The organism is uncultured Subdoligranulum sp., from assembly GCF_937890665.1.
On sequence record NZ_CALADU010000186.1, the window covers coordinates 1 to 23,065 of the forward strand.

The following is a 23,065-nucleotide window of genomic DNA, read 5'->3' on the forward strand; positions in this document are numbered from 1 at the left end:
CACCAACATGGCCGGTCGTGGTACCGACATCATGCTGGGCGGCAACGTGACCTATATGGCCAAGGCAGCCCTGAAAAAGGAACTGACCAAAGAGCTGACCAAGGACTTGGATCAGCGCAAGGACGAATACGAGCATGCCAAGGCCCGCGCCAAGGCTACCGGCACCGAACTGCCCACCCCGCCGGAAGCGGATATCGATGCCAAGCTGGAGATGCTGCTCACCGAGTGCGACGGCCATGCCGACACCGAGGACACCGAGATCCTGCAGGCCCGCAAGCGTTTTGACGAACTGTGCGCCGAGTTTGAACCGGAAATCAAACGGGAAGCTGAGGCCGTGCGGGCTGCGGGCGGTCTGTTCATCATTGGTACCGAACGCCACGAGAGCCGCCGTATCGACAATCAGCTCCGCGGCCGTGCCGGCCGTCAGGGCGACCCCGGTGCGTCCCGGTTCTTCCTGAGCTTGGAAGATGACCTGATGCGCATCTTTGGCGGCGAGCGGGTGCAGAACCTGATGGACAGCCTCGGCCTTGAGGAAGATGTTCCCATCGAGAACAAGCTCATCACCAACACCATCGAAAGTGCCCAGAAGAAGCTGGAAGCGTCCAACTTTGCTATCCGTAAGCAGGTGCTGCAGTACGACGACGTAATGAACCAGCAGCGCGAGATCATCTACAAACAGCGCCAGATGGTGTTGAACGGCGAGGATATTTCCGACAAGCTGCATGAGATGATGCGTCAGAGCATCGACGATGCTTGCGCCAACTACCTGAACGGCGAAACCGTGGATGACTGGGATTTTGCCGGGCTGCGCCGCCACTTCATGAATTGGCTGTGCCTGCCCACCGACTTCAACTACACCACGGCCCAGCTCAGTGAGCTGACCCGGGAAGGCATTGCCGATGAGCTGTACAAGCGCGGCATGGACATCCTGACCGCCAAAGAGACCAAGTACGGTGCCCCTACCATGCGGGAACTGGAGCGCATCTGCCTGCTGCGCAATGTAGACTCCAAGTGGATGGAGCACATTGACAACATGGACCAGCTCAAACAGGGTATGGGACTTCGCGGTTACGGTCAGCACGATCCTGTGGTGGAGTACCGCATCGAAGGCTTTGCCATGTTCGATGAGATGATCGCCTCCATCCGGGAGGATGCCGTCCACATGCTGCTGACCATCGAGATTCGTCAGCAGAACGCCCAGCCCAAGCGGGAACAGCTTGCCAAGCCCACCGGCGAAGGCGCCCCCGCCCAAGCGGGCACCAAGGGTTCCACGCCGGTGCGGGTAACCAAGATTGGCCGCAACGATCCCTGCCCCTGCGGCAGCGGGTTGAAGTGGAAGAAATGCACCTGCAAAGAATATCATCCCGATTTGTAATCCAAAACTTTTGCGTGCGCCGCCGAAAGACGGCGCACCTTTTCGTAACATGAGGTGACACTATGAAAGCACACATCGTTCGGGAGCCCCGCTGCGCATTGCTGTGGCGGTTTGATGACTCCTGCACCGGGTACGAGGCCGTAGAACAGGCCGCCCGCCGCTGCGGCGTAACGCTGCGTACCGTGGGCAACGGTGATTTAGGCGGCCTTGTGGGGGACCTTTGTGCCGGGAAACCTGCCCCCGACTTTGCACCGCTGATCGCTGTACCGGAACGCCCCGCGATGATCGTCAGTGGTTTGAGCCACCAGAACGGTGAGTTGGGCCGGTTTATTGATCTTGTTGGTAAGAGCGGCGCTGATCTGCCTCTGCGGGCAATGGTGACCCCCACCAGCAAAGGATGGACGCTTTCCCAGTTACTGATGGAATTGAATCAGGAACACGACGCCGTGAATGAGGGCAAGGAATGAAGTCCCGGCTGCAGCGTGTAGGGCTGGGGCTTGCCGCCTTAGCGGTGTTGGCGGGTATCTTTGCTTACAGCCTGTGGAACCGCCGTACACTATACACCACCACGTGGTTTGATCTATTCGATACCGTTTCGGTGGTAAAGGGATATGCCCGCAGTCAAGCGGAATGGGACGAGCAGATGGATGCTTTGCATGCTGAACTGCTCCACTACCACCAGCTTTTCGATATTTATCACCACTATGACGGCATGGTAAACCTCTGCGACGTCAATGCGCAAGCTGCTGCCGCGCCGGTGGCTGTGGACGAAGATCTGTTCGACTTTTTCAACTGGTATACCCAACAGGTACAAACGGACGGCGCGGTGAACATTGCTGCCGGAGCCGTTCTGTCGCTATGGCACGATGCCCGGGAGAGCGATACCCCCGCCCCACCGGCGGACGCTCTGATTCAGGATGCCCTGACGCACTGCAACGCCGCCGACCTGCAACTGGACCCCAACGCGCATACCGTCTTCTTTGCCGACCCGGACCTGCAACTGGATGTGGGCGCCGTAGCCAAGGGGTATTCCGTAGAGTTAGCCGCCAGCGCTGCCGAGGCTCGCGGACTGGACAGTGCCCTGCTGAATATTGGCGGCAATCTGCGGGCGATCGGAGAAAAGGCCAACGGCGAAGGGGCTTGGACCGTAGGGGTGGAAAACCCGTGGAACGATGATCCCGCCTATATCCAGACCTTGGCCTTGCCCAATGGATGCAATCTGATTGTCAGCGGCGACTACCAGCGCTACTTTGAATACGAGGGTGTGCGCTATTCCCATCTGATCGATCTGACCACCGGCTATCCGGCACAGTATGTCAGCAGCGTGGCCGTCCTGACCACCGATCAGGGCGGCGGGATTGGCGATGCCTTTTCCACGGCACTGTTCTGTCTGCCCGAAGCAGACGGCCGCCGCCTGCTGGAAACCCAGCCGGGTCTTGAAGCTCTGTGGATGTATCCCGATGGGACTACCACCCAGACCAACGGCTGGCCGGGGCAACCCACCGAATAACCAAAAAGGACCACCCCTTCCGGGATGGTCCTTTTGGTATTTAGGCATCTTTGCTCAACAAAATCCGGTCATTATCCAGCTGGTGGCCCACATTCTGGGCAAAGCGTTCCAGCAGTTCCGGTACCGTCATATGGGCCCGCTCTTCCCCGCCTACATCCAGCACGATGCGGCCATGATCCATCATCAAGGTGCGGTTGCCCAACGTCAGGGCATCGTGCATATTGTGGGTGATCATCAGGCAGGTGATGTGATGTTCGGCCACGATCTTCTTGGTCAGTTCCAGCACTTTTTCCGCCGTGGCGGGGTCCAGTGCCGCTGTGTGTTCATCCAACAGCAGCAGCTTGGGAGTAACAAGGGTAGCCATCAAGAGCGTCAGCGCTTGCCGCTGGCCGCCGGACAAAAGGCCTACCGGCTGCTTCATCCGATCTTCCAGACCCAATCCCAGCGCCGAGAGTTTTTCGGCGAAGAGCGCTCGGTCAGCCCGGCTGATACGGGAAAAGGGCGAGGTCTGTTTGGAGGCCCGCAAAAAAGCCAGTGCCAGATTTTCCTCGATGGTCATATGGGGTGCGGTCCCCTTGAGGGGATCCTGAAACATCCGTCCGATGACCTTGGATCGCCGGTAATCGGGCATCATTGTGATATCTTGCCCTGCCAATGTGATGGTGCCGGTATCGGCAATAAATTCTCCGGCAATAGCGTTGAACAGCGTAGACTTACCTGCGCCGTTGGATCCTACGATGGTGGCGAAGTCGCCCTCGTCGAGATGCAGGTCCACCGACTGCAAAGCCACCTTTTCATTGACCGTTCCGGGGTTAAATGTTTTGCTGACGTGTTGCAGATCAAGCATGGGAAGCACCTTCTTTCTCGGCATGGGCACGGCGCCGCCGGAAAGCAGCCCGCGCCTGCAAGGCCGGGGCCGCAATGGCCAACGCTACAATGACAGCAGAAATCAACTTAAGGCATTCCGACGGCACATTGGCTCGCAGCGCAAGGGCAATGATAAACCGATAAATCACACTGCCGGCCACTGCCGCCACGGCTTTGGTCCACAGCCCACCACGACCGAACAGCGTCTCACCGATGATGAGCGAAGCCAGTCCGATGACCACCATGCCGGTGCCCAGATTGATGTCGGCGGATTTCTGGTACTGAGCCAGCACCGCACCGGACAGCGACGTCATGGCGTTGGCAAGGCAAAGGCCCACTGTGATGGTAAAGGTGGTATTGATGGAGGAAGCCCGCACCATATCGGGGTTATCGCCGGTGGCCCGGATAGACAATCCCAGCCGCGTCCCCAAAAAGAGGATCAGCAGCACGCAGACCACCACTGTGATGAGGGCAGCTACCAGCAGCTTGTAGGGGGCATTTTCTCCCAGCAGATTCTGGGCTGCGGTGAAGATGGTGTATGTTTTGAGCATCGGCACGTTGGAGGAGAACCCCATGACCGCCAAGTTCACGGTATACAGACCGGTGTTGGTGATAATGCCGGCCAGAATGGACGGAACCGCCAGCCGGGTCTGCAAAAAAGCTGTAATAAAACCAGCAGCCGCACCTGCCAGCATGGCCAGCGGCAGACCGAGGAAGGGATGCCCTGCGACAGCGGCGGTGGCAGACACTGCACACCCCAGCGTAAAGGCGCCATCGGTGGTCATATCGGCGATGTTGAGCACCCGAAAGCTCAAAAACAAAGCCATGGCGACCAGCGCATAGATAAAGCCAAGTTCCAGTGCACTCAGCACGGTGGCAACGGTAAACATGGGTCAGACTCTCCTTTTGCATGAGTTTCGCAACAAAAGAGAAAAGGACGGTCTACGTCCTTTTCCCTTGGGGGTACTCCGATTACTGGGCAGCGGTGGCCACTTCCACCACTTTGCTGGCCAGATTCTGGAAGGTGCTATAATCAATGCCCAACGCCGTTGCGCTGTCGGTGTTGACGGTGATGATGCCGCCATCCATCACATGGTATTCCGGCACCGTGCCGGTTTCCAAAATATCCAGTGCCATGTCGGCGGTGTAGGTGCCCAAATCCGTGTAGTTTACGCCGCAGGTGGCAAAAGCGCCCGCCGTGACAAAACTATCGGCACCGGTATAGAAGGGGATACCGCCCTCGGTCAACGTTTCGGAAACTGCGGCTGCCGCGCCCATAACCACGTTATCGGTGGGGGTAAAGACCGCATCTACCTGCCCTACCATGCTGGCGGCGGCGGTCATGATCTCGTCGTTGGTGTTGCCGGTCTTTTCAATATAGGCAATGCCTTTGGAATCCAGATATTCTTTGGCCTCGGCAATGGGTGTGACCGAGTTTGCTTCCGAGTTGGAGTAGAGCAGCCCAACGGTTTGGATGTCAGGCTGGACGGCCAACATCATATCGATGATGGACTGGGTGTTCAGCGCATCAGAGGTACCGGTAACATAATCGATGCCGGTCAAATCGGCAGCCGCCGGGTCAGAGATCGCTGCGTAGATTACCGGGGTCTTGGTGGACTCACAGGCAGTGGCCATACACTGGGCTGCCAGCGTCGCGATGGGAATGACCGCGTCATAGCCATCGGAAACCACCTGCGTGCCGATTTGGTTCAGCGTGGTAGCGTCGTTCTGGCCGTTGAAATCCTTGTACTCGATGGTAATGCCTTTTTCCGCCGCTTTGGCTTCCAGCTCCGCTTCGATGGCAGTGCGGATCTCATCCAGACTGGAATGGTCCATCTGCTGAACAATCGCAATCTTATAGCCTTCACCGGAGGTATTCTCTGCCGTGGCAGCAGAGCTGGCGTTGGTATTGGCGGTGGACCCGCAGGCGGCGAGGGTGGTCATCATAGCGGCAGCGGACAAAACAGCAACAAACTTTTTCATGGTCGTTCTCCTTTTTTTCAGCAATGGGGCTCAGCCGAATCGGCTTGCCGGTGAATGATTTTTCTTATACGGAGAAGAGTCGCCATCGTTCTTTCAACAAGATTGTTTTCATCGCCATACGCTCCCTTAGGCATTGTTCCAAAACAAAACTGCCCTTGCACAGAAGAATTCCTTCCGTGCAAGGGCAGATAAAACATTATCTGTGGTGCCACCTTGCTTGCCGTGCGGCTATTTTTTAGCACGACCACTCTGTAGGGAACCAACATTCCCCTGCTCTGTAACGGGAGCGCCCGTCAACGGATACTCAGGCCTTGCCTTTTCCCCGTGCCCTCCGCGAACCATTGTGCTGCACCGCTCTGCATCCCCTTCCCAGCGCCGGGGACTCTCTGTGGCTGCGCTTGCAGTTTTACTTTCGCTTCATTGGTTTGAAGCATTTATACCACAATGAACCGGTTTTGTCAACGCCTTTTGGCAAAAAAGTTTAAGAAGCCTCGCTCTCTTCTGCACTTTCCGACGTTGCTGTGTAGATTTTGTTATCCGGATCGAGGATCAAAAGTTTCTGGGCAGCCTCGGTCACCGCAGAGCCGTCTTGCAGCATGGCGGCATCGCCAGAGTCAAAGGGGCAATCCTCCCCATCCAGCACCAGCAGCAGGTCCTTGCCCGGCGTGACATAATCGCCCAGCCAACTGCTCAAACCTTCGGCGTTCCAAACGCCATCTTCCGCCTCCGGCGTAAAGGTGGTGTCATTGCCCCACTTGCCGTAGAGCACCCCGATGGAGCAAACTTGCTTCGGCGTTTCCTCTTGCTCGGGTTCTGTTGCCACCGTTTCTTCATCGGCTTCCTCTGTGTCCTCGGCTTCCGACGCAACGTCCGAAGTTTCTTCTTCCTCTTCCGCCTCAGCGGCCGCCTGTTCCTCAAGAAGCTGTTCCATCCGGGTGGCCAGCGTATCGCCGTTTTGCAGCGCCTGCTCCCCGTCCACAAAGGCCAGAATCGAACCGTCCGGATAGGCTTCCAACGCCTGCTCCAAATCGTAGGCAATCAAATCGCTCTCGGCGCCGGTGTTGACGGACCCCTGCACCCCTTGATAGAGCCGCAGTGCCGTAGCATACTCGTCGCCCAGATACCGTTCCATCTGCCGGGGCGATTGCTGCATCGCTTTGCAGAACCAATACACCACCGTGCGGGGATTCCTGCTTTCCATTCCGGAAAGCGCGGTAAGAATTTCGTCATCCGGCGTGCCGGAAGCATTCTCCATCAGCACGGCCACAGCCTGTCCCACCACCGCGGTGGTCTTATCTTCGCCCAATCCCACTGCATGGAGACGGCCCGGTTTGTCGGCGTATACAGACTCCCACAGGGCGCGGCTTTCTTCCCGCTGGTCGGCGGGCAGCGTGGACAGATATTGGCCCAGTACCACCGTATCTCCGGTTTGCAGGTAGTTGTCCAACAACAGACCGGCGGCCATACCGCCCTGCACGGCAACCACCTGCGTGTCCTGATTGCTCAGATAGCCGATCAACGCCTGCTGCGCATCGGTATCACGGCTGCCGCCCAATCCGGCCAAGTAAAGGCGATAGTCACTGTCACCAAAGTCTGTATCGCTGAGGGGGTAGGCCAAATCTACCGTATGCAGGTTGGCCCGGATGTATTCCTCTTCCGGATCCGTCTCCCGGTCCCATGCCGATTGTGCTTCGGATTCGGAATCCGTTTCCTCCCGGTCTTCCTCTTCGGCCGCAGCAGTTTCCGGCGTGGCAGCAATGACCTCCTCGGCACTCTGACCGTTATAGAGGAAATCCTGCAGCGCCTTGATGTTCACCGCCCAGTCCGGGTCGTACATCAGGCGGTCATCCATACCGGTGCGCACTCCATAAGTGCCCTGCAGCGGCATGGACAACTGTTCTACTTCTGCCCCCAAGAAGGCCGGCAGCTGCACCAGAAGCGCCGTGATCTCCGACTTGGTAAAGTTGGTCTGTACCAAGGGCAGCACGGTGTTGAGCAGATTGTCCAGCTCCACCACGCTGGCGTTCTTGACTTGATCCAATACAGCCTCAATGACGGTACGCTGCCGCTCGATGCGCTTCCAGTCGCTGTCGATCTTGCGCAAGCGGGCATACTGTAGCGCCGTGTAGCCGTCAAAGTGGTTGAGTCCCGGCTCCACCTTGTTGACAATCAACATGGAGTTGGAGGGCACTTCCCAGTTCAGGGCTTTGGCCTCCAAATCGGTAATCTCGATGTCTACGCCGCCCACGGCATCCACGATCTGCACAAAGGAGTTAAAGTTTACCCGGACATAGTGGTCTACCTGCACGTTGAAGCAGTCTTCCACCGTATCCATCGTCAGCTTGGCGCCGCCATAGCGGAAGGTATGGGTGATCCAGTCATACTGGCCCTCGTAACCGTCCAGCAAGATGGGCACACCGGTGGCGCGCTCGATCGAAACCAGCCGGATGGTGTGATCCTTGATGTTCAGCGACACAAGGATCATCGCGTCAGCGCGGGCATCGTCGCTGAATTCGGTGGTATTCTCGGTGCCGTCCAACTGGTTCAGATGGGTGAAGGCGTCGGCATCGTTAACGGCCTCGGTACGCTCGTCCGTACCGATGAGCAGGATGTTCAGCACGTCCTCGTCGGCAAAGGGGCTGCCCTCCGGCATCTCCATCTCCTCGTCGTTATGTACCAAACCGGTGACATCCAGATCTTGGTCCTCGCTGGCATCGATGGTGCCCATCTCGCTGACAGTACCATCGTCGTAGCGCAGCAAATCCAGTTTACCGTTGACGTACAGACTGCCAGCCCCGGCCAGTACCGCCACGACCACGACCACCGCCAGCAAAATTTTTGCCCAACGCGGCAGTTTTTTGCGATGGGTCCCTTTGTTTTTTTCTTCTCTTGTCTCTGTTTTCATAGATCTTCCCTTTTCGGTTTCAGACGTCGCAGCACCCAACGAAGGTCACTGGCCGTATACCAGCAAGCCATGCCGGCAAACAGCGTAAGGCCCAGCCCCCGCCAAGTAAACCAGCCATGTTGAATGCTATGGGTGCGCAGCACAGCAAACCATAGCAACGGCAGCACCGCCGCCAAAGCCAACGGTGCGGCACGGCGCAGGGCGTCGCGGCTCCGCACACCCCCTGCAAACAGTACGATCACCACCACGACCAGCACGATCAGCGGCCAGAACAGGCCGCGCTCTTGCAGCGTGGTATACATAAAAGTCACAATGTTGCCCCAGGTCAGTTCCATGCCATGCCATGTATCGGCGGCAGTGCGTACCCCGATCTGGTGCAAGGCGTCGGCAATAACGCTTTGCCCGGTGACCAGCCCGGCCAACACCCATTTGCTGGCCCAGCAAAGGCCATATCCTACGCCCCAGCAAAGGCAGCCTCCCAAGGTCAGGGCACATTGCTTTCCTCCGGCGCGCAGCTTCTGCTGCGGTTCCAGCAGCCAGCAGGTCAGCGGCAGCCCCAGCGTAAGCACCGGGGTCACTAAAAGATCGCAGAAAGCGGTCGCTGCCCCCAGCGCTACCAACCCAAGACAGAGCAGGTCACTGCGGCGCGGCTTGGCCAACACCCAGACGCATCCGGCGTAGGCGATGGCAAAGCAGGTAAAATATTGCAGCTGATGGGGCACCCAAAATACGGTGACCAACAACTGGCTGACGGCAAACCACAGTGCGGCAGACAAACCGCAGCGGCGGCGCAGCAACACCAGCACGGCGGCAAACAGCGCGAACAGCACCAGATATTGTACCACCCGCACGCCGGTGTAGGGCATCAGGCAGAGCAGCGGCCGCAGCCAGATCAGATACCCATGCCAGTACCGTGCGTAGGAGAACGGTTCCAGCCCAACCTGTTCCGGGGATTGCCCGTCGGCGCGGGCTTGCAGGTAGGTGGACAAATCTTCGCCTAAGGTTTCGAAGTTGTCCACATTGTAGGCTGTGTTGGTCATCATGGCGGTCAGCGGGGCCGTTTCATCGGCGGACGCCGCCTCCATCAACATCAGGGTATCGGTATAGTTGTCCATCTGGAACAGCTTAAACCCAAAGTAGGCGGGGTACAGCCCCTCCTCTGTAATGGTTTGGGCCGAGGCCACCAGATGGTCCCGTACCGGTCCGCCGGGCAGCGCATAAGCGCCCAACAGCAGCACAAACAACAAGGCCAATGTAGCGCCGAACACCGCCAGCGCCCGCAGTGCAAAGGGCCGTTTTCGATTTTGTGTAGCCTGCACGGCGTCACCCCGCTCTCCTAGAAATACTGATTTATTATACGGCAAAAGGCCGCGGGTTTCAACCGTGGCCTTGTGAAATTTTGTCGCATTTTGGCGTTTAGACACAATCTGTTTGGCGGGAAACCGAGAGCACAATCCCCATTTCTCCCAATAGCATCAGTAAGCTGGTGCCCCCGGAGGAAAAAAATGGCAGGCTGATGCCGGTATTGGGAATGGTGTTGGTGACTACGGCGATGTTGAGCACCGCTTGCAGTACGACCTGTACCACAAATCCCACGACCAGCAGCGCCCCGAATTTGTCCCGCGCCCGTACAGCGATGGAGATGCCCCGCAGCAGCAACAGCAAAAACAGGACCACCACCAAGGCTGCCCCAATGAATCCCAACTCTTCGCAGAGGATGGAAAAGATAAAATCGTTCTGAGGTTCCGGCACATAAAGGTATTTCTGGCGGCTGTTGCCCAGCCCCAGCCCGGCCAGTCCCCCCGAAGCAATGGCATACAGGCTTTGAATGGTTTGGTGCCCCTCCCCCAACGGATCGGCAAAGGGGTCCCGCCAAGAAACTAGACGGTCGGTGGCATAGGGCACCAGTTCCGGCAAGGCAATGACAGCCGCGGCGATGGCCCCGATTCCCAGTCCGCCAGCTAGGCCAAACCATTTTAGGCCGGTACCGCCCACAAACATCAGCACCGCTCCAATGGAGAGGATCAGCAATGTACCGGACAGGTGAGGTTCCAGCAGCATGAGCACCGTCACCACCCCGAGAATCACCCCAAAGGGCAGCACCCCGGTGGAGAAGGTCTTCATTCGGTCATGGTTCAGCGAGATGATGTGGGCAAACACCACAACCACCGAAAACTTGGCGATCTCGCTGGGCTGCAGGGTGCCCAGACCGGGCAAAACGATCCACCGCTTGCAGCCGTTGTATTCCGGCATAAAAAGCACCACCGTGAGCAGTACCAGCGAAAGCCCTAGCAGCGGCCACGCCAGCTTATGCCAGATGTGATAGTCTACCAGACTGGCCGCATACATAGCCACCACCCCCAGCGCCGCAAAAAGCAGTTGTGGGCGAATGTAGGTATAGGCATCGCCGCGGCGGTAAAGGGCCACCGCATACCCTGCCGAGAAGAGCATGATCAGCCCATAACAGAGCAGAGTCAGCAAAATGGCGAGAAACGGCACATCCAGTGCCGGGCGGCCCGCCAACCGGGCCCTGAGTTGCTGTGCATAGGACGACATAAAAAATCCCCCCGCGTATAGTCTACGCAGAGGGTGGGAGTGGTATGCAGTTTGGTACGGTCAAATCAAGCCAAAATGACGCAGTGCGTTGGCCAGACCATCCTCCAAAATGGGATCGGTGATATAGTCGGCGGCCGCTTTGGCTTCGGGGCAAGCATTGCCCATGGCCACGCCGATCCCCGCATAGCGCAGCATTTCCACATCGTTACCGCCGTCCCCGAAAGCGATGCTCTCTTCTCGGGTCAGACCCAGCCGTTGCAGTACGTGGGCGATGCCTACGGTTTTGCCGCCGTTGGCAGGCAGAACATCCACAAACGAGTCATTCCACCGTACCGCCGCGCAGCCGGGGCAATGGCGCATAAATTCTTCCTGCTTATCTTCCGGCAAAAAGGCACTAAGCTGATAGACCGGCGCTGCTTCCATGCGCTTGGCCACATCGTCCACCTTGAAGCCAAATTGCTGGCAGAACTCGGCGCTGAGGTCATTGATCAGGTTGAAATAGGAAGTATCCTTCTCAATAAAGCCCACCGAAAGCTGTTCTTGCTGAATATAGGGCACCAGCATCCGCAGCGAGGCCGGATCGATAGCGCAGCTATAAAGCGGCGTACCGTCTGCCAAAAAACAGTATTGGCCGTTCATCGTCACAAAACCGTCAAAGGGCACCGCCATGACGGCGGGCAGATGGGACAGATGAAGCGGCGGACGGCCGGTGGCAATGAAAATCTTGACACCGTTACGGCGAAGGGTTTCCAGCGCCGCAAGGGTAGAATCCGGCAATTTGTCCGCCTGAAACGGCAACAATGTACCGTCAATATCAAAGAACGCAGCTTGAATCTTCTGGGACACAGAAGTACACCTCATTCCCGTTTCAGGTCCCGGCCCATCAAAGCGGCCAGCGCATTGCTGGCAGCCAAACGGCCGCCCAGAATGGCGTCCACACTCTGCACGATGGGCATATCGATCTTGTATTTTTTAGCCAGACGGCAAGCGGCGGGCAGCGCATTGATGCCTTCCACGACCTGCCCGACTTCCGCTTTGGCTTCCTCGGCAGTTTTGCCGCGGCCCAACAGCATACCGGCGTGGAGGTTGCGGCTATGCATACTGGTACAGGTCACGATCAGGTCCCCCATGCCCGACAGGCCCGAGAAGGTTTCGGGTTTACAGCCCATGGCGGCGCCCAGCCGCGCCAGTTCGGCGTTGCCGCGGGTGATGAGGGCCGCTTTCGCGTTATCGCCGTATCCCAGTCCCAACGCGATGCCCACCGCCAGCGCAATGACGTTCTTCACCGCGCCGCCCAGCTCGGTACCGCGGCGGTCGGTGTTGGTATACACCCGGAAAGTAGGGGTGGAGAACGCTTTCTGCACCACTTTGGCGGCCTCCTCGTCTTCGCTGGCCGCCACGATCAGCGTGGGCATATCACGAGCCACCTCTTCGGCGTGGGTGGGGCCGGACAATGCCACCACCCGGGCGGTGCGCTTCTGTTTGGCCAGCTCGTCCTCGATGATCTCACTCATCGTCATCAGGGTCTTATCCTCTACGCCTTTGGCCACATCCACGATCAACTGGCCATCCGGAATGTAAGGCGCCGCCTTTTTGGCGGTAGAGCGCACAAAGGGCGACGGCACCGCAAACAGCAGAATGTCCTTGCCGGCGCAGGCCTCGGCAATATCGGCGGTATAGTGCATCGTCGAAGGCAATACCATGCCGGGCAGATTGGGGTGGCGATGGGTGGTGCTGAGAGACTTGAGCTCAGTGGGAATGGCACTCCACACCGTCACGTCCCGGTCATTGACCGCCAGCAGGCGCGCCAGAGCAATGCCCCAGGTCCCCGCGCCAAAGACTGCAATTTTGATCATAGTGTTCTCCTTACCAATATTATCTCTGCCACAGACACGACATCAAACGATGCTGCGGTCTGGGCGGCGCCGGTTCCGCATCCAGATACATGCGCTCAAAGCAGTTGACGATCCGCGTTGTACCATACTGGTATTCCCGCTGCAAATTGGCGCCGTAATTCAAATGTACATGGCCGTGAAGCATCAGTTGGGGATGATACCGATCCAACAGATCCCGGAACACTGTAAATCCACGGTGCGCCAGATCGTTCATATCCCCGTAGCCGTGCAGCGGCGCATGGGTCACCAATACGTCCAGACCCCGGTGCCGCTCAATCTTGCTCCGCAGCCGATTGACCCGCTTTTTCATCTCCGCTTCGGTAAACTGCCAAGCCCCTGTGCGGTACCGGCAGGCGCCCCCCAGCCCTGCAATGCGCAGGCCATGGTATTCGATCACATCGTCATCGATGCAGACGGCGCCTTCCGGCGGATGATCGTCATAGTTTTCATCGTGGTTGCCGTGTACATAAAAGACCGGCACCGGCACCATCGTGGCCAAATATTCCAAATAGTGGCGGTTGAGATCGCCGCAGGCGAGGATCATCTCCACATCCTGAAACTTGTCCGGGCTGTAATAGTCCCACAAAGCCTTGCATTCCTCGTCGGCAACGGCCAGCAACTTCATAGTTCGGCCTCCTTGTCCGCCGGCAGAAGATCCCGGTGGATGCCCTGCATCCGGTACATCGCCCGGGAGGCTTCCGCCAGTTCATCGTATTCCGGTACATGGCCTTCCACGGCATCACACAGCCAATCCATATGCACGATCTGTTCCAGATCCAATCCACGGCGGCCGCTGTTCTTGATGGTGCCGTCCTGCGCCGTGATGCGGCAGGCAAACGGATCGATCATGCCCGCGATTACGCCTTCCCGCAGGATCCGTGCCAGATGCTGCACATCCTGCGGCAGTTCCCGGCTGAGCAGCACGTCCATAACGCCGCTGTTCATGCCCCACCAGTAGTTCACGGCGCGGCCGTCGGTGCCGGACTTATCCCGGGTCCAGCCGCCGTCCAGCACGCTGCGCACCACATTCTCATAGAACTGGCCCCAATGCCAGAACGGCGTGGCCAAGTCCTGCAAAACACCGCCCGGACGGATCAGGAAGGTGCCAAATTCCCGATGGGGACGCCCCGGCACCGGAGCATCCCGACCGGAAACCACCGTGATGCCCTTGCGGGCAAACAGCATCAAGGGATCTTCCTGCTCCGGCAGGCAGGTCCAGAACAATTCCACCTTGACCCGCGGATTGACCATGCGGGCCCCCAAGGCAAAGGCATTGATATTGGCCGGCACGCCAAAGCTGGGATAATCCGCCACATAGCCGATACGGTCCGAAGTGGCCATAGCACCGGCAATGGCACCGGTGATAAACTTTGCCTCATACACCCGCGTATAGTAGGTGCGGATGCTGGCATAGGGCATTTCCATCGAACAGTTGAGGATCCGCACCTGCGAATGCTTGACGGCAGCGCGCAGCGAAGCCCCCACCAGTTTGGGACTGGTGGTAAAGACGATGTCGGCGCCCTCCGCGATGGCCTGTTCCACCAGATCGTCGGCGTTTTCACCGGGAACGGCATTGAAATAGGCGGCAGTTTCCACCTTGCCCTCGAATACCGTATCCAACTGGCTGCGTCCAAACTCATGCTGGCTGGTCCAAGCACTGGTCTCCGGGGTGCGCTCGTGCACAAAGGCCACCTTCAGATGGGTGGGTGCCGCAGGACGAATGCCGGGCAAGATCCGATCGATCAGGGTTTCTTTGGGTCTGGCAGGCTCTGCGGGCTTAACGCTGACCGTAACGGGGTCATCGTTTTGCAGTGCCAGCACATCGTCCCACAGCGCGTCCAGTTTCTGGCTCAACTCTGCCGGGGTACTTTCGGCCAGTTGGCGGCGAGAATAGAGGCGCAGCAGCAACAACATCACGTCACCGGTCGTGCAGCGCAGCGACTCGCCGCCGTGTTCCCGGAACGCCTTGCCTACCCAGTTGTACAGCGAGAGAATGTCCGCGCGGTCATCGTCGCTCCACACTTCGTCCGGCGCTTTGCCCATGAGCTTTTGCAGCCGGGCAAAACTGCCGGGCTTGGTAAACCGCAGCGTGTAGGTCTTGATCAACGGGTAGTAGTGCATGAACTCATAGTAGAGCCGCACTTCCGGCGTATCGTTGTACTGGGGTACCACCCGGGTCACATTGGCCATGACACTGCTGGCGCCAAAGTATTTCAGCACACTGACCCGCTTGTTGCCTTCCTGCACATAAAACTGCCCCAGATACTCAAAGCAGCGCACCGGGTCCCGGATGCCTTCTTCCATATGGGCGATGCACAGGTTGGTCCATTTGGTGCCGAACTCGGTTTTAAGCTCCAGCAGCGGCATAAAATTGCTGGCAAAGGCGGCGGTCCGCCCCGCCGTTTTGGTGCCTACCAGCAGGTCCAGCGGCACTTCGATCAGCCCAAGCGGCAGTTGGTTTTCCACCTGCACATTTTGCAGAATGTCATCCAGCACCGGCAAAAAGGGCGATTGTCCGACCGCGGTTTTTTCTCGATAATCCCGCTGTCCCTGTTTTTGTGCTTTGAGATAGTACTCCATTGCCTCCGAACGGGTCATGGCGGAATCCTCCTCGCTTTCTTGTGTCACTTTTCACAAATTTATTCTATCTTCTTCGTACAAAATGATTATAACACAACCGATACAAAGATACAAAATAAATCTGCGGCGTTTTACTGAATATGCACTGCCTTGGGATATACGGCCTGCATGCGGGCGTCGTCATAGTGTTCATCCAGATAGACTTCCAACTGATTCCGGGGCGGTTCGCCTTCCAAACGGGTATTATAGCGGATCAGTGCCAGTGCGCTGACCGCCATATCCGCCACCATAAACAGGCAGAGGAGCCAAGTCAGGACCGTGCCAAAACGGCGGGGCAAACGCTCGATTAAATTGGAGATGGGCGGATAAAGAAGTTTAAACCAAGCCACCGCCGCAAAGCCCCAGAAGAAGCAATACAACAGGTTGATGCGGCCCCCCAGATTGAAAGGAATGTGGCTGTAATCCCAAAAGACCGCACCAAAGACCACTTCGGTGCAAACGCTGCACAAGTATTCATAGGCACCGCCCAGCAGCGTGCCGACCACAAACAGCCAACTGGCAGGTTTATCCTTATAACGGTAGAGCAGTACCGTCACCAGTGCGATGGCCAAGCCCCACACCACCGAAAACGGCCCCCACACCAAGCTGGAGCGGCTCATCCAATAGCCAGCGGTGATCCGACAGAAGATCGTTTCGGTGATATCGCCGAGGAGCGAACCGATGATGAAAAGCAGGATGATCTTATATGGACTGCACCCTGCGGCAAACACCGCAGATTTTTCCTTTTTGTGGTGTTCAAAGGTCAGGGACGGATGGGCCTTGGCCATACGGTTTTCCACGCTGCCCAAGATCCACATGCCGGCTCGCAGTGTCAAGTTGGCCAGACGGTTTTCCACCGCCTCGGCCGGCGGCCAGCGATACCGCAGTCCCAGCATTGTCAAAACCGTACCGATGGCATCGATGGCAAAGATGACCAGCAAGACCCACAGTAGCACAACACGCACGCTTACCGGGATCAGGCGGAAGAGCATCAGCAGAAGTGGGTTGCCCCATTTGATGGTAATAACACTAAGTGCGCCCCACAGCAACGAAGCCCACAGGCAGATGTAACCATCCAGATTGAGCCAGTCTTTGCTGTAATCCCACCAACGGGTACCGCTGATCCGTTCCAAAAGATGTCCGGCTACCCATTCCAGCACGGTGGCGTAGATGGCACTAAAGCCAAACAGAAAGACCCAGCTTTCCTGCAAGTCCCCCAAGGCAAAGCTAACCGTCAGTCCGCCCACACCATACACGATGCACAGCGGGCCGTTGAGCACGCCCCGGTCCTGATACCGATGCCGGCGCACGGCGGTGACGATTACTTCCCCCAGCCAGCCCAAAAACGAATAGACAAAAAACAGATATACAAATTGATAGAAGCCCATACAAAGTTCCTCTTACTCACAGGTCAAACGCCGGCCAGGGGTTTCCTCGCTGACGTAACGGGTGGTGCGGCTCATCTGGTTGTCCAGCGTTTCACCGGCGGCATAACGCCGCAAATTGTGGGCAAAGATTTCCACAATGTTTTGCAGCGTGCGGGGCAGGCTGAACCGCCCCGAAATATGGGGTGTGATAAGCACCGTATCCAGCGACCAGAGCGGATGCTCCGCCGGCAGCGGTTCCGGGTCGGTCACATCCACCGCCGCGCCATACAGTGCCCCACTTTGTACTGCCCGTGCCAATGCATCACAGTCCACGGTGTTGCCCCGCCCCACGTTGAGCAGGATGGCCCCCCGCTTGCAGCGGGCCAGCCGTGCATCGTCAAACAAACGGTAGGTTTCCGGCGTGCCCGGCAAACTGAGGGCGACCAGATCGGCTTGCGGCAGTTCTTCGTCCAGATGCGCGGTATCCACCACCCGCAGGCAGTAGTCGGGGCAGGACGACGGGTGACGGCGTACGCCCACCACTTCTGCCCCCAGCAGGTGGGCCCGCCGGGCAAAGCTGGCGCCAATGTCCCCCATGCCCACGCAGAGCACCCGGGACCCAGCGATGGACCGCACCGGACGTTGGATGGCATCCCACTGATGACGGTGCTGCCGGTCCCGATAGAGGACCAGATCTTTGGCCAGTGCTAACCACATGCCCAGCATCCATTCGCTGATGGCCAAACCATAGGCACCGGTGGCATTGGTCACAAGGCAGTCGTCGGGCAAAACCCCCGGTTCCAAATAGGGGTCCGGCCCGGCAAAGTTGGACTGGAACCACGACAAATGTCGATTTTGCCGGATATACTCCACCGGTACATTGCCTAAAATCGCATCCGCCCAGAGGATCTCCTCCAAGGTAGCGGTTTCCTCGGTGGTGAAGCGGTAGGCAAACTGGGGTGCAGCCTGCCGAAGGGTCTGACGCTGTTCCTCTGACAGAGGCAGCGCCACAAGAATGTGTTTTTCCATCGTATTTCTCGATTCCTTATTGTATGCAATCGTTCGGGCCGCGGTTTTCAAACGCCCCGCGCCTCTTTGCTGAACACACAGCCGCAATAGTCTTGCCGGTACAAACCGTACTCGGCACTGAGCTGCAAACTGCGTTTATAGCCGTCCTTTTTACGAAACTCACTGGGCAAAAACCGTACGCCGTACCGTTCCCCCAATTCCTGTCCCAGCGCATTGATCCGCACCGGGTCTTTCATGGGCGAGATGGAAAGCGTGGTGCAGAACCACTCGAACCCGTTTTCCGCTGCGTAGCGGGCGGTTTGTTCCAACCGCAGCCGGTAACAGGCCGTACAGCGCTCCCCTTTTTCGGGTTCTTGTTCCAGCCCATGGACTGCAGTGTAAAACTCCTGCGGGTCATAGGGCAGTTCCACCACCGGGAAGCGGTATCCCGCTTGCTGGACAAATCGTTCCAACTCCCCCTCCCGCCGGTGGTATTCCGCCGGGGGATAGATATTGGGATTATAATAAAGAATCGTCAGATCAAAATGGTCCGCCAGCCGTTCCAAGGTAGCGCTGGAACAGGGTGCGCAGCAGGCGTGAAGCAGCAGCAGCGGCCGCGTTCCCGCAGCGTCCAGTTCCTGTAAGACCTTTTCCATGGCCAGTTGATAGTTGATTCGATTGGGCATCTTTTTCTTTCCTTTATATTCGCACAAAAAGCAGCCAAACGGGCTGCCGGTAAACTACTTCTTCATGATACCATATACGGTAGGTTTTTGCATCAGGTTGGGGCGAATTTGTCGGCAAATTTTGCGGCGTTCCGCGTCTTTATACTTTATTCCCATTTCTTTTGCAAATTCTTGAAATTTCTTTCACCTCTTTGTCACAAACGGTCCGTATACTGTAAGTGTCCTCAGGAAGGGAGCAGGGACCCGACCTGAGGCAGGGACCCCAAGTTTTTTCATCCATACTCCTCTTTTCTTTTGACACCAAAGCGGCACAAGTTCCGACTTGTGCCGCTTTGGCGTTTTTTTCGACAGTTAGACATTTTCCCTAGAGTGTACTTGCCAAACCACTAAAGAAAAGGTAGAATAGGGTGATATGGTATCGGTAGGAGTAGGCCATTTGTGTCTCAATCACGCGAAAAAATGCGTTAGAGCGATACCTGTTCCCGCAATTTCCCGTTTTCCGCAGGAGGTTACACCCGTATGAGAGTTGGTTTGGACATTGGTTCCACAACCATTAAATGTGTGGTGCTGAATGACGCCGGAGAGATCGTATTTTCTACCTACGAGCGTCATTTCAGCCATATTTTGGAAAAGGGCAAAGCCCTTTTGGAAAAAGTGGCCGCCGAATATCTGCCCGACGGCCGCGCGTATCTGGCCATTTCCGGTTCTGCCGGTATGGGTTTGGCTGATAGCTGCAAGGTCCCCTTTGTGCAGGAAGTATTTGCCACCCGCGTGGCGGCCAACCGTTTGGTGCCCGGCACCGACTGCATCATTGAGTTGGGCGGCGAAGATGCCAAGATCCTGTTTTTGACCGGTGGTACCGAGGTGCGTATGAACGGTAGCTGTGCCGGCGGTACCGGCGCTTTCATCGACCAGATGGCTACCCTTTTGAAGATGGGCGCCGACGAGATGGACAAAGCCGCCCAGACTGCCACCCGTACCTATACCATCGCCAGCCGCTGCGGCGTCTTCGCCAAAAGTGACATTCAGCCGCTGATCAATCAGGGCGCGCTGGCCGGTGACATCGCCGCATCCATCTATCAGGCGGTGGTCAACCAGACCATCGCCGGTTTGGCACAGGGTCGTCCCATCAAGGGCAACATTGTCTATCTGGGCGGACCGCTGACCTTCAGCAAGACGCTGCGGGAGAGTTTTGACAAAACCCTCGGCGTGAAGGGTCTGTGCCCCGAAAACAGCTTGCTGTTTGTGGCGCTGGGCGCCGCCTTCTATGCCGACGAGGAGTCCGACCTGCACGAGGTGGCCCGCCGGCTGGATGATTACAGCGCCACCGCCACCTATGTGAGCCTGCCTCCCCTGTTTGCCAACAAACAGGAATACGAGGAATTTCATGCCCGGCACCTGAAAGCCACCGTCCCCTGTCTGCCTTTCAGCGCCCAGTGCGGACCGGTACATATCGGTATTGATTCCGGTTCCACCACCATCAAGCTGGTGGTCATCGACCAGAACGCCAACATCCTGTTTGAGAGCTACCGCCCCAATCTGGGCAACCCGGTGCCGCTGGTACAGGAGACGCTCCTCAAACTGTATCAGGATCACCCGGGGCTGCAGATTGCCAGCGTGACCACCACCGGCTACGGCGAGGAGCTGATCAAAAACGCTTTCCACTGTGACCGCGGTCTGGTGGAAACGGTGGCCCACTTCACCGCCGCCAAGCACTTCCTGCCCGATGTGGATTTCATCATCGACATCGGCGGTCAGGATATGAAGTGCTTCAAGATCGAGGACGGCGCCATCAGCAACATCTTCCTCAACGAAGCCTGCTCTTCGGGCTGCGGCAGCTTTTTGCAGACCTTTGCTCAGGCATTGGGCTACGATGTGAAGGAGTTCGCCGCGCTGGGATTGTTCGCTGACAAACCGGTGGATCTGGGCAGCCGCTGCACGGTGTTCATGAATTCCTCGGTGAAGCAGGCCCAGAAAGACGGCGCTTCCATCCAAAATATCAGCGCCGGTCTTTCCATCTCGGTGGTCAAGAATGCGCTGTACAAGGTGATTCGTGCATCCAGCCCCGAAGAGCTGGGCCGCAACATCGTGGTGCAGGGCGGCACCTTCTACAACGAAGCTGTGCTGCGTGCCTTTGAAAAGGAGATGGGCGTGGAGGTCATCCGCCCCGACATCGCCGGTTTGATGGGTGCCTATGGCGCCGCCCTGTACGGGTTGAACCGGGCCGGAGAGAACGCCCATAGCTCGGTATTGACGCAGGAAGAGCTGGAACATTTCAGCCAGACGGTCAAAACCGTACAGTGCAACGGCTGCGGCAACCATTGCCAGTTGACCGTCAATACCTTTGCGGATGGCAAACGGTTCATCTCGGGCAACCGCTGCGATAAGCCGGTGACCGGCAAGGCCAACAGCGAGGAACTGAACCTGTACGCCTACAAACTCAAACTGTTGGAAGACTACCGCAACGCCCCCGCCCCCCAGAACCCCCGGGCCAAGATCGGCATTCCCCTGTGTTTGAATATGTATGAACTGCTGCCCTTCTGGCATACCTTGTTTACCAAGCTGGGCTTCCAAGTGGTGGTCAGTCCCTTCTCCAACCGCAAGCTCTATCAGGCCGGGCAGGCCACCATTCCCAGCGATACGGCCTGCTTCCCTGCCAAGCTCAGCCACGGGCACATCCACTGGCTGGCCGAACAGGGTGTGGATGCAGTCTTCTACCCCTGCATGAGCTACAACCTGGATGAACATTTGGGGGACAACCACTACAACTGCCCGGTGGTGGCGTATTATCCCGAAGTGCTGGAGGGCAACTGCCCCGAATTGACCCAGATTCCCCTGCTCTACGACTATTTCAATCTGGAGCGCCGGAAGGATTTCTACAAGCGGTTCTATCAATCCATTACCAAGACCTTCCCGGGGCTGGACAAGAAATCTGTCCACGAAGCCATCGATGCCGCCTACGACGAGTACGCCCGTCATATGCAGCAGGTGCGGGATAAGGGTACCGCCATCATTGCCGAAGCCCGCAAGCAGGGCAAGCATATCATCGTACTGGCGGGCCGTCCCTACCATGTGGACCCGGAGGTCAACCACGGCATCGACCAGTTGATCATCCGGCAGGGTGCCGCCGTAGTCACCGAGGATTCGGTGAGCTGGCATGAGGAAAAATTCAACACCTCGGTGCTGAACCAGTGGACCTACCACAGCCGTCTGTATGCTGCCGCCAAATATTGCATTTCTCAGCCCGACATGGATCTGGTACAGCTTGTTTCTTTCGGCTGCGGTCTGGATGCCATCACCACCGACGAAACGCGGGAAATTTTGCAGGCCGGCAACAAACTCTACACCCAGTTGAAGATCGATGAGATCACCAATCTGGGCGCCGTCAACATTCGGCTGCGGAGTCTTTTCGCCGCGTTGGAAGAACGCCGCGAAGCCGCCGGGCAGGCTTGAGCCGCCCCTTTTCCCTTACGATGAGGCAAAGCATATGGAATATATGACCCCCAATTTTACCAAAGAGATGGTAAAAACCCATAAAATCCTGATCCCTAACATGGCGGTGACCCAGTTCCGCCTGATGCAGGCCGCACTGGCCAGCGAAGGTTACCAGACCGAAGTGTTGGGCAACTGCGGCAGTGAGGTAGCCCAGTTGGGCTTGAAATACGTCCACAACGACACCTGTTATCCCGCGTTGCTGGTCATTGGTCAGTTTCTGGACGCGCTGAACAGCGGCAAGTACGATTTGGAGCACACCGCCCTGCTGATCACCCAGACGGGCGGCGGCTGCCGTGCTTCCAACTACATCAAGTTGCTGCGCAAGGCGCTGGTCAAGGCCGGGTACGGCAACATTCCGGTGGCGTCGCTGAACTTCTCCGGTTTGGAAAAAGGCAGCGGCTTGCCGCTGACCTTGCCCCTGCTGCGCAAAGTCATTGCCGCCATCTTTTACGGCGATATGCTGGTCGCGCTGCGCAGCCAGACCCACCCCTACGAAAATCACCCCGGTGACGCCGATGCCATGACCGAAAAGTGGATTGCCCGCATTCAGGAGTGGATCCGCAGCGACCGCAACTACTCGGCCCGGGATATGAAGAAGCACTTTCCCGAAATTGCCGCCGACTATGCCACCATTCCTGTTACCCGGGTCCCCAAGGTCAAGGTCGGCGTGGTGGGCGAGATCTACGTCAAGTACTCGCCGCTGGGCAACAACGATCTGGAAAAATTCTTGGAAAGCCAAGATTGCGAGGTCAACCTGCCGGGCCTGATGGGCTTTGTGGAGTACTGCGTGGCCAACACC

General features: G+C 57.6%; 17 protein-coding genes and 1 pseudogene. 5 read left to right on the top strand and 13 right to left on the bottom strand.

Translation table 11 applies throughout. From position 1 onward, the window contains the following. The 3 genes from Q0526_RS10630 to Q0526_RS10640 form a co-directional block, all read left to right on the top strand. The coding region (locus tag Q0526_RS10630) for an SEC-C metal-binding domain-containing protein (protein ID WP_298733341.1) at window positions 1-1,375 on the top strand (1,375 nt) is incomplete at its 5' end. Between the two features lie 62 nt (window positions 1,376-1,437). Next, window positions 1,438-1,842 (top strand): DUF3783 domain-containing protein, encoded by a 405-nt coding sequence (locus Q0526_RS10635; protein WP_298733343.1) that lies wholly within the window; start codon window positions 1,438-1,440, stop codon window positions 1,840-1,842. Beyond that, entirely contained in the window at window positions 1,839-2,885 is a 1,047-nt protein-coding gene (locus Q0526_RS10640) for an FAD:protein FMN transferase (RefSeq protein WP_298733345.1), read from the top strand. The genes Q0526_RS10635 and Q0526_RS10640 overlap by 4 nt, the downstream gene beginning before the upstream one ends. A 40-nt stretch (window positions 2,886-2,925) precedes the next feature. On the opposite strand, the gene Q0526_RS10645 is transcribed toward Q0526_RS10640, so the two are convergent. The 13 genes from Q0526_RS10645 to Q0526_RS10705 form a co-directional block, all read right to left on the bottom strand. Continuing rightward, window positions 2,926-3,732 carry an ATP-binding cassette domain-containing protein gene (locus Q0526_RS10645; protein ID WP_298733347.1) on the bottom strand — a complete coding sequence of 269 codons (807 nt, stop codon included), beginning with the start codon at window positions 3,730-3,732 and terminating at the stop codon, window positions 2,926-2,928. Further along, complete coding sequence (locus tag Q0526_RS10650) at window positions 3,725-4,642, bottom strand: ABC transporter permease (RefSeq protein WP_298733349.1); 918 nt, start codon at window positions 4,640-4,642, stop codon at window positions 3,725-3,727. The genes Q0526_RS10645 and Q0526_RS10650 overlap by 8 nt, the downstream gene beginning before the upstream one ends. A gap of 82 nt (window positions 4,643-4,724) precedes the next feature. Further along, a complete protein-coding gene (locus Q0526_RS10655; protein ID WP_298733351.1) occupies window positions 4,725-5,735 on the bottom strand; it encodes an ABC transporter substrate-binding protein in 1,011 nt (336 codons plus the stop codon). Window positions 5,736-6,216: 481 nt separating this feature from the next. Continuing rightward, window positions 6,217-8,640, bottom strand: coding sequence for an LCP family protein (locus Q0526_RS10660; protein ID WP_298733353.1), 2,424 nt, complete (start codon window positions 8,638-8,640; stop codon window positions 6,217-6,219). Beyond that, entirely contained in the window at window positions 8,637-9,959 is a 1,323-nt protein-coding gene (locus Q0526_RS10665; protein WP_298733355.1) for a hypothetical protein, read from the bottom strand. Before Q0526_RS10665 ends, Q0526_RS10660 begins: the two co-directional genes overlap by 4 nt. Before the next feature lie 97 nt (window positions 9,960-10,056). Next, the gene (locus Q0526_RS10670; RefSeq protein ID WP_298733357.1) at window positions 10,057-11,196 is read right to left on the bottom strand and encodes an FtsW/RodA/SpoVE family cell cycle protein; all 1,140 of its coding nucleotides are present in this window, start codon (window positions 11,194-11,196) and stop codon (window positions 10,057-10,059) included. A 60-nt stretch (window positions 11,197-11,256) separates the two neighbouring features. After that, window positions 11,257-12,042, bottom strand: coding sequence for a Cof-type HAD-IIB family hydrolase (locus tag Q0526_RS10675; RefSeq protein WP_298733359.1), 786 nt, complete (start codon window positions 12,040-12,042; stop codon window positions 11,257-11,259). An 11-nt stretch (window positions 12,043-12,053) separates the two neighbouring features. Then, window positions 12,054-13,052: an NAD(P)H-dependent glycerol-3-phosphate dehydrogenase gene (locus tag Q0526_RS10680; protein ID WP_298733361.1), complete on the bottom strand. Its 999-nt coding sequence runs from the start codon at window positions 13,050-13,052 to the stop codon at window positions 12,054-12,056. A gap of 19 nt (window positions 13,053-13,071) precedes the next feature. Next, window positions 13,072-13,716 carry a metallophosphoesterase gene (locus Q0526_RS10685; protein WP_298733363.1) on the bottom strand — a complete coding sequence of 215 codons (645 nt, stop codon included), beginning with the start codon at window positions 13,714-13,716 and terminating at the stop codon, window positions 13,072-13,074. Then, complete coding sequence (locus tag Q0526_RS10690; RefSeq protein WP_298733365.1) at window positions 13,713-15,689, bottom strand: BMP family ABC transporter substrate-binding protein; 1,977 nt, start codon at window positions 15,687-15,689, stop codon at window positions 13,713-13,715. Before Q0526_RS10690 ends, Q0526_RS10685 begins: the two co-directional genes overlap by 4 nt. Before the next feature lie 113 nt (window positions 15,690-15,802). Further along, a complete protein-coding gene (locus tag Q0526_RS10695) occupies window positions 15,803-17,098 on the bottom strand; it encodes a putative ABC transporter permease (protein ID WP_298733367.1) in 1,296 nt (431 codons plus the stop codon). 12 nt (window positions 17,099-17,110) lie between these two features. Next, entirely contained in the window at window positions 17,111-18,106 is a 996-nt protein-coding gene (locus Q0526_RS10700) for a D-2-hydroxyacid dehydrogenase (protein WP_298733370.1), read from the bottom strand. A 47-nt stretch (window positions 18,107-18,153) separates the two neighbouring features. Beyond that, window positions 18,154-18,771 (bottom strand): epoxyqueuosine reductase QueH, encoded by a 618-nt coding sequence (locus Q0526_RS10705; protein WP_298733372.1) that lies wholly within the window; start codon window positions 18,769-18,771, stop codon window positions 18,154-18,156. Between the two features lie 519 nt (window positions 18,772-19,290). Here Q0526_RS10705 and Q0526_RS10710 point away from each other — a divergent pair. Beyond that, window positions 19,291-22,224 (top strand): acyl-CoA dehydratase activase-related protein, encoded by a 2,934-nt coding sequence (locus Q0526_RS10710; RefSeq protein WP_298733375.1) that lies wholly within the window; start codon window positions 19,291-19,293, stop codon window positions 22,222-22,224. Between the two features lie 34 nt (window positions 22,225-22,258). Continuing rightward, window positions 22,259-23,065 (top strand): annotated as a pseudogene (locus tag Q0526_RS10715) (2-hydroxyacyl-CoA dehydratase); the annotation flags it as partial.